The following is a 12,399-nucleotide window of genomic DNA, read 5'->3' as shown; positions in this document are numbered from 1 at the left end:
GGAGATCGATCTTAACCGGCCGCCAAGGCGCCAAGGTGATTTGGAGGTGGCGCCGTTGTGGTTGGACGACAACAGTTTCAGCGCGCTCGCGCACCGCGCCGATCCTCAACTCGCCGCAGCCTTCCCGACCGGACACGGCAGCACGGCGGCCGGCCTTGCCTTCGCGCCATCCGCCGTTTTCGATGCCGAAACAGCCGCCACCGGCACCGAACTGACGGCGCGCACGCCCGCCGAAATTTCGGCCGCGAGCTGATCGACTGCCTTCCGATGCCCCGCGACGAGCGCGTCGTAGCCCGCGCCGACCGGCTGCTGCGCGACCGTGCGACATGTCAGCACGGTCTGCGATCCGGCGGCGCGCACGCTCCATACGGCGTCGATCACGGCCCGCGCGCCCGGCCACGACTCGAAGCGCTGCACGTTCACCTTCACGCGATACACCGCGACCGAATCGGGGCGTGGCGTGCCGTACACGTCGATGGCGCCGAGCTGTCGCGTCAAATCCGACGACAGCGCGCGCCGCACCTCGTCGGCCGGAAGCGATGCCCAGCGCTCCTCCTCGAGCACCTGCACCTGCGCGGCGCTTGTCTGCACGACGAGCTGGTTCTTCGCGACCTGCTGCGGCATGTCGACGGGCGGCACTTCGATATAGAACGACGCCGGCATCGTCGAGACCGACGGCGCCTCGCCGCCGAGCGTGTAGAAGCGGCTCGACGGTGAGGAAGCGCAGCCCGCCAGGATCGACAGCGCGGCCGCCGTCATCAGAAACGCGCCTGACCTCATGGTTTATCTCCAGATTTGCCGCGCAGCAACGATTCCGGATGGCGTTCCAGGTAATCGGAGAGCGCATTGAGCGATTGCAGCGTCCGCGTGAGTTCCTGCAGCGCCTGATGAACGTCCGATTGCAGCGGCGAATCTTGCTGCAGCGTCGACTGCGCATCGGCGAACGTCTTGCGCGCGGCCGTCAGCGTGTCGCGCGCCTCGGGCGCGACCTGCGTGTCGAGCTGCTTGAAGAGACTGTTCGCGTTCTTGAGCGAACTGTTCAGGTTCGTGCCGATCTCGTCGAACGGGATCTTGTCGAGCTTTCTCGCGATGCTCGCCACCTGTAGCTGCAGTTCGTCGAGCGTGTTCGGCACGGTCGGCAACTCGATCGGATCGGCGGATGCATTGACCTTCGCCGGCGCTGCTTTCGGGAAGAAATCGAGCGCGATGTACAACTGGCTGGTCAGCAGGTTGCCGGTGCGTAACTGCGCGCGCAGGCCGTGATCGACGAGGCGGTGCAGCAAGTCCTCGCTCTCGCGGCTGCGCGGCTCGGGCAGCGTCTCGCGTGCGCGTGTGCCGAGGCGGTCCGGGTAGATGTTGAGCGTGACGGGCATCCGGAAACTGCGCGACTTCGGATCGTATTCGATGCCGATATTCGTCACGTTGCCGAGCACGATGCCCCGGAAATCGACCGGCGCGCCTACCGACAAGCCCCGCAGCGACTGGTTGAAGTTCATCACCACGCGCAGCGGCGTGCCGTCCGGGTCGCGCATCGCGTCGGTTTCGTCGGAGCCCAGGCGGAATGTCATGTTGTTCTGCGCCTGCGCGCCGGGCTGCTGGTTCGGCGGCGTCTGGAACGCGATGCCGCCGAGCACGATCGTCGCCAGCGACTGCGTGTTGAGCTTGAGGCCGCTCGAATCGAGCCGCAGATCGACGCCGCTCGCGTGCCACCAGCGCGAATTCGTGCCGACGTACTGGTCGTATGGCGCGTTGACGAACACGTCCATCGTGACGCCGGTGCCGTCCTTGTCGAGCTTGAAGCCCACCACTTGCCCCACCTGCACGCGCCGGTAGTAGATCGGCGAGCCGATGTCGATGGAGCCGAGCGAGTCGCCGCGCAGCGTGAACTTGTGGCCTTTCTGGTCGCCGGTGACGGCCGGCGGCGTCTCCAGCCCGACGAAGTGCGTCTGCTCCTCCTCCGCTTTGCCCGCGTCGACGCCGATATACGCACCCGACAGCAGCGTCGACAATCCGCTCACGCCGCTTGCCGCGACGCGCGGGCGCACGACCCAGAAGCGCGTGTCTTTCACGGCGAAATCGGAGGCTTCCTTCGTGAGCTGCACATCGACGAGCACGCGCGAATGGTCCTTCGAGAGCGTGATCGTCTTGACCGTGCCGACATCGACGTCCTTGAACTTGAGGCGCGTCTTGCCCGGCTCCAGCCCTTCGGCGCTGACGAAACTGATCGTGATGGTCGGGCCGCGCCCGGCCACCGTCTTGACGACGAGCAGCACGCCCACCAGCGCCGCCACGAGCGGAATGACCCAGACGAGCGACGGCAGCCAGCGGCTTCTCGGCTCGATCACCGGTTCAGGAAGATTGGGCGGTAAGCCGCCGCCGGCGCCTTTCGCGCCGCCGTTCGGCGAATCGTTGCGAGGCTCGTTCGGCCCTTGTGGACTAGTCATATTTCTTTCCTGAGGGTTCGATGTTGTCCCACATGAGTCGCGGATCGAATTGCATGGAGGCGATCATCGTCAGCACGACGACCGACGCGAACGCGAGCGCGCCGGGTCCTGCCGTGATGACCGCGAGCGACCGGAAGCGCACGAGCGCCACCGTGAGCGTGATCACGAAGATATCGAGCATCGACCAGCGGCCGATGCGCTCGACCGCGCGAAAGAGCGTCGTGCGCTGGCGCGGCCGCCAGACCGAGCGCGTCTGCACGGACCACGTGAGAAACGCGAGCGTGCCGAGTTTGAGCATCGGCACGAGGATGCTCGCGATGAAGATCACCATCGCGAGCGGATAGTCGCCGTCGTTCCAGAAAAGCGCGACGCCGCTCATGATGGTGTCGTCCTCGGAACCGACGATCGACGCCGTATGCATCACCGGATACAGGTTCGCCGGGATGTAAAGGATCGCGGCGGTGATGAGCAGCGCCCACGTGCGCGCGATGCTGTCGGGATAGCGCCGGTGCAGCGAGGCGTCGCAGCGCGCGCATCGTTGCCGCTCGACCGTGTACGCGCGCGGCTGCACGCGGCCGCACGAATGGCACGAAACGAGTCCTTCGCGCGACGCGGTCGTGAAATACAGATCGGGCGCGTCCGGCTGGCTGCTGCTTACGGGTTCGTTCATGGCTCGTGTCTCTTGACGGAAGCGGTGCTGCTACTCTCACCGCGACGCTGACGGATGGCCCGGATGCGCAGGGCGCGCTGCCTCGGCAGGCGTTCGGAGATGTCCCACAGCGCGCCGGGATCAAAACTTACGACCACCGCGATCATCAGCGTGAGCGCGCCGAACGCGAACAGCGCGGCTTCGGGAATCACGCGCGCGAGGCTCACCATCTTCACGAGCGTGACGAGGATGCCTAGCATGAACACTTCGATCATTCCCCACGGCCGCACGAGCTGGATCGCGCGCAGCACGAGATTGAAGCCGGCCGGCACGTACCCCGCGCGCAGCGGAACGAGCACGTAGAGGAGCGCGAGTAGTTCGGTGAGCGGGAACAGAATCGTGGAGCAGAAGACGAGGATCGCGACGACCTGCATGTTCTCGCTCCAGAGCGCCACGATCGCGCCGATCAGCGTCGTCTCCGAGACGATGCCGTTCGCGTCCAGTTCGACGATCGGAAACGCCTGCGCGATGAGAAACGTGATCAGCGCGGCGAGCGTCATCGCGCAAACCCGGTCGACATTTGACGACACGGCGCGATACAGCAGCGCCCCGCAGCGCGGACAGGACGCGCTCGTGCGTTTGGGCAGATATCGCTTGGCGAGAAGCGCGTCGCATTCGTGGCATGCGATCAGATCGACTGAATGTTTCTCGTCAACGTCTTTCATGGGTTGGAATGCCGAGGTCCTCGATCGTGCGTGGCGGGGGCGCCGAATGAACGGCAGCGGGCGGTTCTAGCAAGTGGCGGGCCAGTGCGCATGGTATCAAATGACGTGGCCGCGACGCAGCGCGCGCCCGTGCGTCTCCTTCGCCGCTGGAATGAAACGGCGCGTTCGAACGTTTAACTGGATTGGACCGTCGCGCGCGCACGGTGTCATCGGACTGTTGCATCGCTAGGATAGTTCGTTGCGGCAGTAGAACGCGGCGGGCGAATTGAACGGCTAGAATCGCTGAAGCTCAATAGCGACGGGCCTTGACGGCTCGCGGCCGATGATTTTTCGGCGCCAAGCCTGAACGCGGCCGTTGGGGTACGATGGCGGCCTTGAATGCCGGTCGTTGCGACGAACCGGCTCTTTCGCAATCCTTTCGGTGGGTCATTTATGGCAAGCAGCGCACAACTCGCGCCGACGACACGCTACAGCGCCACGGCAATCGGCCTTCACTGGCTGATCGCGTTGTTGATCGTCGGCGGCTTCTGGCTCGGCTGGATCATGACCGACATCCCCGGTTTCACGCCGACGAAGCTCAAGTACTTCTCGTGGCACAAATGGATCGGCGTCACGGTGTTCATGCTCGCGGCGATCCGCGTGCTCTGGCGCACCACGCATCGCGCGCCGGAGATGCCCGAAGGCGTCGCGCCCTGGCAGAAAGCCGCAGCGCACGTCACGCATTTCGTGCTCTATCTGCTGATGCTGGTGATCCCGATCTCGGGCTATTTCTACAGCTCGGCGGCGGGTATTCAGGTGGTGTACCTCGGCATTCTGCCGCTGCCGACCCTCATCGGACCGGACCAGGCGCTCAAAGGCACGCTGCGCCTCGTGCACGTCTGGCTCAATTACACGCTGCTCGTGCTCGTCGTCATGCACGTGCTGGCGGCGCTGAAGCATCATTTCGTCGATCGCGACGGCTTGCTCGGACGCATGATTCCGTTCGTCAAATAGTCGTCGGCGCCGACTGTTTCCTGTGCGTTGGCGGCGCATTTCCCGCCGGCGGATTGTTCCAGGCGCATTTTGCTATCCAATACAGGTTGTATTTTTTTGCCTCATCTTTGACAAGGCTGACATGAAAGTGAATCTCTATCGTTGGGTCCTGGCGGGCGTCGCCGCTACGTCGCTCGCGGCGGCCGTTGCCGCCTACGCGCAGGTCGATGCCGCCAAGAGCACGGTGATTGCGACGTCGAAGCAGATGAACGTGCCCGTCGACGGCAAGTTCAAGAAGTTCACCGCGCAGATCAGCTTCGACCCGGCAAAACCGGCGGCGGGGACAGCCAACATCTCGATCGACACCGGCAGCTACGACCTAGGCGACGACGAATACAACAAGCAGGTGCGCGGCAAGGAATGGTTCGACAGCGCCACCTTCCCGAGCGCCACGTTCGCGTCCACGGCGATCGCGCCGGCCGGCACGAACCAGTACAAGGTCACGGGCAAGCTGACCATCAAGGGCAAATCGCAGACCGTCACGGTACCCGTCACCGTCACGCAGCAGGGCGCAACCGAAACCTTCGACGGCGCGCTGCCGGTCAAGCGCACGCAATTCGACGTCGGCACGGGCGAATGGAAGGACACCTCGGTGGTGACGGACGACGTCGTCATCAAATTTCACATCGTCGCCGCGAAGAAGTGAGCGGCACACTCATCCTGGAGAAGAACTTGAAGAAGCAACTTTTGATCGCAGCGGGCGCTTTGGCCGCCAGCATGTCGTTCGGCGCGATGGCCGCCGATACTTACCAGCTCGACCCGAACCACACCTATCCGAGCTTCGAGGCTGACCACTTCGGCGGCGTGTCGACGTGGCGCGGCAAGTTCAACAAGTCGAGCGGCGCGGTGACGCTCGATCGCGCGGCGAAGACGGGCACGGTGAACGTGACCATCGACGCAACCTCGATCGATACGGGTAACGACAAGCTCAACGAGCATCTGCAGAAGGCAGAATTCTTCGACGTCGCCAAGTTCCCGACGGCCGTCTACAAGGGCACGTCGATCAAGTTCGACGGCGATACGCCGACGGAAGTGGTCGGTACGCTGACGCTGCACGGCGTGACGAAGCCGCTGAACCTGAAGATCGAATCGTTCAAGTGCTTCCAGAACCCGATGCTGAAGAAGGAAGTGTGCGGCACCGAAGCGTCGGCGACATTCGATCGCGGCGATTACGGCATGGATTACGGCAAGGCGTATGGCTTCAGCCTGAAGACGACGCTGCATATCCAGGCGGAAGGGATCAAGCAGTAAGCGCCGCCTTTCTGGCACGCAGTATCAGGAACCGCTTCGCGCGCCTCGGCGCCGAAGCGGTTTTTTTGCGTTTGTATTTTTGCAAAGGATTGTCTTTGTCGATCCCGGTGTGGCACAGTCGGCACGCACTTTGCGCGCTGATTCGACCACTAGATGACATGGCACCAGAGTAAGGCGCATGGGGCGAGAGTAAGCGCTAAAGCGCTAACTCTCGCCGACAGCGCCAACTCTGGTCGACTTACTGTGTGTGGGACCAGAGTAAGCGCATGGGACGAGAGTAAGCGCTAAAGCGCTAACTCTCGCCGACAGCGCCAACTCTGGTCGACAAAGGAGACGACAGCATGAGCAGTATCCCCGCCACCCGGCCGATACCCCGCCCGGCGGCATGGCGCGCCGTGATCGCGGCATCGATCGGCAACGCACTCGAATGGTTCGATCTCGTCGTCTACGGCTTTTTCGCCGTCGTCATTTCGAAGCTGTTTTTCCCCGCGGGCAACGACACCGTCTCGATGCTGCTCACGCTCGGCACCTTCGGCGTGTCGTTCTTCATGCGGCCGCTGGGCGCCATTGTGCTCGGCGCCTACGCCGACCGGGCAGGGCGCAAGGCCGCGCTCACGCTCTCCATCCTGCTCATGATGGTGGGCACGTTCATCATCGCCGTGCTGCCGACGTATCACTCTATCGGCATCGCTGCGCCGCTGATCCTGGTCGTCGCGCGGCTGATGCAAGGGTTCTCGGCAGGCGGCGAGTTCGGCAGCGCTACCGCGTTTCTCGCGGAGCACGTGCCGGGGCGACGCGGGTTCTTTGCAAGCTGGCAGGTGGCGAGCCAGGGACTCACGACGCTGCTCGCCGCGATCTTCGGCGTCTTGCTGACAACGAAGCTCTCGCCCGATCAGATGAATGCGTGGGGCTGGCGCGTGCCGTTCTTCTTCGGCTTGCTGATCGGACCGGTGGCGTATTACATCCGCACGCGGCTCGACGAGACGCCCGAGTTCCTCGCCGCCGAAACCACGACGACGCCCCTGCGCGACACCTTCGCCACGCATAAGCTGCGGCTCGTGATTGCGATCGGCGTGGTGGTGCTCGGCACGGTCGCGACGTATCTCGTGCTGTACATGCCGACCTACGCGATCAAGCAACTGGGCCTCGCGCCCTCGGTGGCGTTCACCGCGATCCTGCTGACGGGCGCCATCCAGATGGTGTGCTCGCCGATCGTCGGGCATCTCTCCGACCAGCACGGGCGCACGCGGATCATGATGGTGTCGGCGGTCTTGTTGCTCGTGCTGATCTATCCGGCGTTCACGTTTCTCGTCGGTCATCCGACCTTTGGCACGCTGCTCGTGATTCAGGCAGGGTTCGGGCTCTTGATGACCGGCTATTTCGCGGCGCTGCCCGGTCTTTTGTCGGAGATGTTCCCGGTCGCGACGCGCACGACCGGCATGTCGCTTGCCTATAACGTCGCGGTGACGATCTTCGGCGGCTTCGGGCCATTCATCATCGCGTGGCTGATCGGCGCGACGGGATCGAAGGCGGCGCCAAGCTTTTATCTGATCTTCGCGGCGCTCGTGAGTCTCGTCGCGCTCCTCGCGGCGCGCGGCAAGCTCGGGTTCCGCTGAGCGCCTGCGGAAACGAAACGAAGCAAAAGGCCGGTTCAGAATCGCCGAGGCGGGTTTTTGGTGATCAAGACATTTCAATATCTACAAGATTGATTGAGATAAATCCTATATCTCAAAAAACGCCCGATTTTTATCCTTGAGTCATCTCGAAATAGCACGGAAACGGCAGTTGCCGAACCGGTTCGACTCGACTCAAGGAGCATCATGAACATTGCATCGCAAGTGTCATCGCCGGTATCGGCCTGTGCGCGGGAACAGGCGGCAACTTGCGGCGACGTCGATTCGTGGGTTCTCCGGCCGCTCGTGGTAGCCGCGAGCTTACTGTTTCTCGCATCGTTATATCCGGCGGCTTCCGCGGCTGCCACGCTGAATTTCAGCGACGGCAAGGCGCACACGGTATCCGGGCCAGCGACGTACCAAGGGGCCAATGCCATCAGCACATCGGGCACGAATACGTCGCTTGCGGTGGACAACGTGACAGCGACGTCCAGCGTGCAAAACGCCGCGACGGTGGCGGCAACCAACAGCACCTCGCTTTCGATCTCGAACAGCCGCATCGAGGCCAGCGGCGCGAATGGCACCGGTGCCAGCGTGAGTGCGTCAAAAAATGCCCGCTCGAGCCTGACAGTAAGCGACAGCGTCGTGATGACCACTGGAACGGGGCTAGCATTCGCGCCCGGCTCACGCCCGGGCGGCGGCGCCATCTCGGCGCTGGGCTACGCGAGCTCGACGGACCCGACAGCCGCGTCCATGAACGTCAACCGCTCCTCGGTCACGACGAGCGGAGAGGACGCGAGTGCGTTGCTGGCCGCGGGCGGAGTGATCAATGGTACGGCGGTCCGGGCGGAAACGAGCGGTGCCAACGCAATGGGCGTGCGAACGGCAACCACGCCAAAGGCTGGCGGCGTGATTGCCCTCACCGGCGATAGCTCGGTCACGACATCCGGCACGGGTAGCCACGGATTGATGTCGGATGGGCGAAACAGCAGCTTCTTCGTACCCGGCTCGCTGATTTCCATGACCGACGGCACGGTGACGACGAGCGGCGACAACGCCATCGGCGCGACGGCGATGGGCTCGGGGCGCATCGTGCTCGACAATACGCGGGTTCAAACGAGCGGTGTGTCGGCCACCGGGGCGTCTGCCGCGTCCACCAGCCGCATCGAGACAACCGGCGGCAGTATCGCGACGACTGGCGATAACGCCAGCGCAATGACTGCGATCGACGCAGGTACGACGCTCGCCACGCAAGGCACGACGCTTGCCACATCGGGCGCTCAGTCGCACGGCATATCGGTGGATCAGAATGCTACGGCAAGCGTGAACGGCGGCAGCATCGCGACGAGCGGTGCGCAAAGCGCGGGCGTCGTCGCGAAATCGGCTGGGACGCTCGCACTCAACGACACTATCGTGACGACGTCCGGCGCGGCGAGCCACGGCGCGGTGCTGTCGCGCTCGGGCGGGCTCACCATGACCAGCACGACCCTTACAGCCACGGGCGACAACGCCCACGGCATTTCCGTCGAAGACCAGCAAGGGCCGGGCACGCCCGAGTCCGTCTCGCTGACGGGCGGCGCTGTCCGCAGCACGCAGGGCAGCGCGATCCGCGTCGAAGGCGCATCGCTCGCGGTTCAGGCGAAGGGCGACGCGCAACTGAGCGGCGCGAACGTGCTCGACGTCAGGACGGGCGCGGCGGGCGACGCGGTTGCTGTGTCGTTCAGCGCGACTGACACCGTTATGCTGACCGGCGACATCGTCTCCGACGCGCAAAGCTCGGTGGACGTAGCGCTCGATCGCACCGCGGCCTGGACGGGCGCGGCGCGCAATGTCGGCGCGCTGTCGGTTTCCGACGATGCCGTCTGGAACCTGAATGCCGATTCGAACGTGGCGAGCGCGTCGCTGGCGGGCGGCTCGGTGAACTTCACGCCGTCGAGCGACGGCTCGTTCAGGACGCTCAATGTTGCTGGCGGCTGGAACGCGAGCGCATCCAATGGACGGAACCCGACGGTCACGCTGAACACGACGCTGAACGAAGGCGGCGCAATGTCGAACCAGAAAACCGACCGCCTGCTGATTGCGGGCGATGCAAAGGGCTCGACCACGCTGAACGTGCGCGCGCAGGGCGCGGGCGCCTTCACGAGCACGTCAGTCACGCCTGGCTCGAACGAAGGGATTTCGCTCGTGCAGGTCGGCGGCAACGCGTCGGCGCAGAGCTTCGAGTTGCAGAACGGGTATGTGGCGGTGGGCCCCTATCAGTATCATCTGAGCGCTTTTGCGCCCGGCGCTTCCAGCGCGGAGCAGCGGCTGGTCGCGGGTTCCGGCGACGCGTTTTGGGACTATCGTCTGAATTCCGTGCAGGTGAGCGAAGGCGGCCTTGCTCCCGAAGGTAATGGCTCGGAAACGCCGGGCAACGTTGCGCCTCCGGACGGCGACGTGCATGCAAACGGCGGCGGCGCGGGCGACAACGGTACGAACACGGTCGCCTCGGCCGGTACGGTTGGCAATGGTACGGACACGGTTGCCTCGGCCGGTACGGGCGGCGACGGTACGGACACGGCTGGGATTGGCGCCACAGGCGGCACGGCGAACAGTGGCGACGCAGTCGCGAACAACGGCGATGCCGCTGCCGCCGCAGCAACGCCCGCGCCGATCGATAGGGCCGTCAGGCCCGACACACGTGCACTGCTCGTGCCGCAGGCACCGTCGTATCTCGCCGCCAAGACGTCTCTCACGCATCACCTGATCGACGCGTTACCGATGCTTCATGCGCGCAACGGCGTGCCGTCGATAGAGTCGGATGCGGATGCGGCAGCTTCGCGCGGCGTGTACGCCCGCACTTTCGGAAGCAACTATACGCAGCACACAGACCGTTCGTTCATGCAATACGGCAGCGATTTCGACATGCAATCCGGCGGCGCGCAGGTGGGTGCCGATGTTTACAAACGCAAGCTCGGGAATGGCGCCTCGGTTCAGTTCGGCGTGTTCGGATCGTACGGCTCGGGCCGCACGTCGAGCAATGCCGTGGACGGCGAGAGCCGCAGCAGCTTCGACAGCATCGGCGGCGGCGTAACGGCGACGTATCGGTTCAGCAACGGCGCCTACCTGGACGGCGTCGCGAAAATCGACCGCCTCAGCGATTCGTTCAGCACGAACGGCCGCGACGTCGCATCGACCCGGGGTATGGGCTACACGTTTGCAGCGGAAACCGGCTATGCGCGCACGCTGGCGAACAACTGGTTCGTCGACGGCAGGCTGGCGCTTGGCATGGTCAACGTGAGCCTCGCCGACACCACCGACGCCGATGGCATCGACGTCCAGTTCGGTTCGCAAACGAGCGCGATCGGACGAGCGGACGCACGTGTCGGCCGCGAATTCGGTGCCGGCGAAAAGCGCGTGCGCCCGTATGTGCGCGCCGGCCTCGAAGGCGTGTCGGGCGGCAACACGGCGGTGATGCTGTCGGGCTACCGTTTCAACGGATCGGGCGTGGGTAATAGCTGGATCGCAGGCATGGGTATCGACGCGCGTTTCGGCAAGTCGACGACGCTTTCCGTCGACGGCGGTTACCGCGGCAATCTCGGCGCCGCGGGCGCAGAAGGGCTGGAAGGCAATCTGACTTTCAAGAAGGCGTTCTGAGGCTCGTTTTCACGAGCACGTCGTCCCACCTACGCAAAAGGCCGGTTCAGAACGAACCGGCCTTTTGGTTTCTAACCTGCGACGCTCAGACTTCCGCGCCTGCGTTCGGATCGTTCGGATCGTACTTCGCCTTCTTGTCCTTCACGAGGTCTTCGCGCTTCACGCCGAGCCACATCGCGAGCGCGGCGGCCACGAACACCGACGAATAGATACCGAACAGAATACCGACCGTCAGAGCCAGCGCGAAGTAGTGCAGCGTCGGGCCGCCGAAGAAGAACATCGACAGCACCATCATTTCCGTACAGCCGTGGGTGATGATGGTTCGCGACATCGTGCTCGTGATCGCGTGGTTGATGACTTCGATGACCGTCATCTTGCGCTGCTTGCGGAACGTCTCGCGAATCCGGTCGAAGATAACGACCGATTCGTTCACCGAGTAGCCGAGCACCGCGAGAATCGCCGCGAGCACGGAGAGCGAGAACTCCCATTGAAAGAACGCGAAGAAGCCGAGGATGATCACCACGTCGTGCAGGTTGGCGATCACGCCGGCCACCGCGTACTTCCACTCGAAGCGGAACGACAGGTAGATCACGATACCGATCACCACGCACGCCAGCGCGAGCAGGCCGTTTGTCACGAGTTCCTTGCCGACCTGCGGCCCGACGAACTCGACGCGCTGCAGCTTCGCCTGCGCGTCCTCGCCCTTGAGCGCGGTGATGACCTGCTCGCTTTGCTGCGCCGACGTGAGCCCTTGCTTGAGCGGCAGGCGGATCAGCACATCGCGCGACGTGCCGAAGTTCTGCACTTGCGCGTCGGGATAGCCGAGCTTCGCCATCGTGGCGCGCACGGGTTCGAGCGGTACGGCTTGCGGATACTGCACCTCGACGACCGTCCCGCCCGTGAATTCCACCGACAGATGCAGCCCGCGATGCACGAGGAAGAACACGGCCGCGAGAAAGGTGATGAGCGAAATCGCGTTGAAGATCAACGCGCGCTGCATCAGCGGCAGATCACGACGAATACGAAAAAATTCCATGATTTATTCTCCG

At 64.0% G+C, this 12,399-nt stretch carries 12 protein-coding genes; 5 read left to right on the top strand and 7 right to left on the bottom strand.

Annotation, left to right across the window (positions count from 1 at the left end):
* Positions 1 to 105: 105 nt before the first annotated feature.
* From AWB65_RS01705 to AWB65_RS01690, 4 genes are read right to left on the bottom strand one after another with little or no spacing between them, the layout of a single operon-like run.
* Positions 106 to 780, bottom strand: coding sequence for a PqiC family protein (locus tag AWB65_RS01705; RefSeq protein ID WP_087665474.1), 675 nt, complete (start codon positions 778 to 780; stop codon positions 106 to 108).
* The gene (locus AWB65_RS01700; RefSeq protein ID WP_087665473.1) at positions 777 to 2,444 is read right to left on the bottom strand and encodes a PqiB family protein; all 1,668 of its coding nucleotides are present in this window, start codon (positions 2,442 to 2,444) and stop codon (positions 777 to 779) included. Before AWB65_RS01700 ends, AWB65_RS01705 begins: the two co-directional genes overlap by 4 nt.
* Complete coding sequence (locus tag AWB65_RS01695) at positions 2,437 to 3,072, bottom strand: paraquat-inducible protein A (RefSeq protein ID WP_087665690.1); 636 nt, start codon at positions 3,070 to 3,072, stop codon at positions 2,437 to 2,439. Before AWB65_RS01695 ends, AWB65_RS01700 begins: the two co-directional genes overlap by 8 nt.
* 38 nt (positions 3,073 to 3,110) lie before the next feature.
* Positions 3,111 to 3,818 carry a paraquat-inducible protein A gene (locus AWB65_RS01690; RefSeq protein ID WP_087665472.1) on the bottom strand — a complete coding sequence of 236 codons (708 nt, stop codon included), beginning with the start codon at positions 3,816 to 3,818 and terminating at the stop codon, positions 3,111 to 3,113.
* Positions 3,819 to 4,250: 432 nt separating this feature from the next.
* Here AWB65_RS01690 and AWB65_RS01685 point away from each other — a divergent pair, with 432 nt between their 5' ends.
* The 4 genes from AWB65_RS01685 (at position 4,251) to AWB65_RS01670 (ending at position 7,717) form a co-directional block, all read left to right on the top strand.
* Positions 4,251 to 4,811, top strand: coding sequence for a cytochrome b (locus AWB65_RS01685; RefSeq protein ID WP_087665689.1), 561 nt, complete (start codon positions 4,251 to 4,253; stop codon positions 4,809 to 4,811).
* 121 nt (positions 4,812 to 4,932) lie between these two features.
* Complete coding sequence (locus AWB65_RS01680) at positions 4,933 to 5,496, top strand: YceI family protein (RefSeq protein ID WP_087665471.1); 564 nt, start codon at positions 4,933 to 4,935, stop codon at positions 5,494 to 5,496.
* A 26-nt stretch (positions 5,497 to 5,522) separates the two neighbouring features.
* Positions 5,523 to 6,101, top strand: a complete 579-nt coding sequence (locus AWB65_RS01675; protein ID WP_087665688.1) for a YceI family protein — start codon at positions 5,523 to 5,525, stop codon at positions 6,099 to 6,101.
* Positions 6,102 to 6,442: 341 nt separating this feature from the next.
* A complete protein-coding gene (locus AWB65_RS01670; protein ID WP_087665470.1) occupies positions 6,443 to 7,717 on the top strand; it encodes an MFS transporter in 1,275 nt (424 codons plus the stop codon).
* A 74-nt stretch (positions 7,718 to 7,791) separates the two neighbouring features.
* On the opposite strand, the gene AWB65_RS36240 is transcribed toward AWB65_RS01670, so the two are convergent.
* Entirely contained in the window at positions 7,792 to 8,370 is a 579-nt protein-coding gene (locus AWB65_RS36240; protein ID WP_159907497.1) for a hypothetical protein, read from the bottom strand.
* Positions 8,371 to 8,433: 63 nt separating this feature from the next.
* Entirely contained in the window at positions 8,434 to 8,736 is a 303-nt protein-coding gene (locus tag AWB65_RS36235; RefSeq protein WP_159907494.1) for a hypothetical protein, read from the bottom strand.
* Here AWB65_RS36235 and AWB65_RS01665 point away from each other — a divergent pair.
* On the top strand, positions 8,735 to 11,350 hold the full coding sequence (locus tag AWB65_RS01665; protein WP_159907491.1) for an autotransporter outer membrane beta-barrel domain-containing protein: 2,616 nt from the start codon (positions 8,735 to 8,737) through the stop codon (positions 11,348 to 11,350). The genes AWB65_RS36235 and AWB65_RS01665 overlap by 2 nt on opposite strands.
* 85 nt (positions 11,351 to 11,435) lie before the next feature.
* On the opposite strand, the gene secF is transcribed toward AWB65_RS01665, so the two are convergent.
* Positions 11,436 to 12,386, bottom strand: coding sequence for a protein translocase subunit SecF (gene secF / locus AWB65_RS01660; protein ID WP_087665468.1), 951 nt, complete (start codon positions 12,384 to 12,386; stop codon positions 11,436 to 11,438).
* Between the last annotated feature and the right edge of the window lie 13 nt (positions 12,387 to 12,399).

It is taken from the genome of Caballeronia humi, assembly GCF_001544475.1.
GTDB classification, from domain to species: domain Bacteria; phylum Pseudomonadota; class Gammaproteobacteria; order Burkholderiales; family Burkholderiaceae; genus Caballeronia; species Caballeronia humi.
Note: the sequence above shows the minus strand (reverse complement) of the source record. Positions and strands in the feature narration are given on the sequence as shown.